This is a genomic window from Streptomyces niveiscabiei (assembly GCF_001419795.1).
Classification (GTDB): domain Bacteria; phylum Actinomycetota; class Actinomycetes; order Streptomycetales; family Streptomycetaceae; genus Streptomyces; species Streptomyces niveiscabiei.
Genome location: NZ_LIRL01000750.1, coordinates 1 through 1,038, shown reverse-complemented (window position 1 = coordinate 1,038; position 1,038 = coordinate 1). Strand labels below are relative to the sequence as shown.

Annotated in this window: 2 protein-coding genes; both read left to right on the top strand. The window is 72.1% G+C overall.

Features of this window, described 5'->3' with window-relative positions:
* The coding region (locus AOK24_RS32665; protein WP_055723639.1) for a thiolase C-terminal domain-containing protein at positions 1 to 765 on the top strand (765 nt) is incomplete at its 5' end.
* 83 nt (positions 766 to 848) lie between these two features.
* On the top strand, positions 849 to 1,038 hold a 190-nt coding region (locus AOK24_RS32660; RefSeq protein ID WP_240554235.1), incomplete at its 3' end, for a zinc ribbon domain-containing protein.

Below are 1,038 nucleotides of genomic sequence, written 5' to 3'. Positions count from 1 at the left end.
GCCCCCGCCCAGTGGACGCGCCCCTTCGGCCTGCTCCGCCCCGCCGACGAGATCGCGATGCTGGCCCGCCGCCACATGCACGAGTACGGCACGACCCGCGACCACCTCTTCAACGTCGCCCTGGCCTGCCGCAACCGCGCGAACCAGAACCCGGCCGCGATCATGTACGACCGCCCGCTGACCCGCGAGATGTACATGACCTCGCGCTGGATCAGCGAACCCCTCTGCCTGTTCGACAACTGCCTCGAAACGGACGGGGCGTTGGCCTGTGTCGTCGTCTCGGCGGAACGCGCCCGCGACTGCCGCCGCACCCCGGTCTACATCCACTCCGCCGCGCAGGGCCTGCCCGCCCAGCACCACGGCATGGTCAACTACTGGAACGACGACCCGCTCACCGGCCCCTCCTGGGCGACGGCCCGACACCTGTGGAAACACGCCGACTTCACCCCGGCGGACGTCCAAGTCGCGCAGATCTACGACGCGTTCACACCGCTCGTCCCCCTCTCCCTGGAGGGCTACGGATTCTGCGGGCGCGGCGAGGGCGGCGCGTTCACCGAGGGCGGCGCGCTGGAACTCGGCGGGCGGCTCCCGGTCAACACAGGCGGCGGCGGCCTGTCGGAGGCGTACGTGCACGGCTTCAACCTCATCAACGAGGGCGTGAAACAGCTCAGGGGCACCAGCACCGCGCAGGTCCCCGGCGCCTCGACCTGCCTCGTCACGGCGGGCGAGGGGGTTCCCACCTCCGCGCTGCTGCTGAGGACATGACGAGCCGTCACGAGCCGACTGAGGGCACGGGAGCGCGGGAGCGCCAACCGCGCCCGTCCGCCCAGGACTTGAGGAGCCCGACCATGCTGACCCCGCTGCACGACACCGACGGCGCCCCGTTCTGGGCGTACGCGGCCCAGGGCGAACTCCGCGTCCAGGCCTGCGCCCGGTGTGCCGAGCCCCGCTTCCCGCCCCGCCCCTGCTGCCCGAACTGCCAGTCGTTCGAGGCGGCTTGGCGGCTCACCTCGGGACGGGGCCGCATCTGGTCGTACG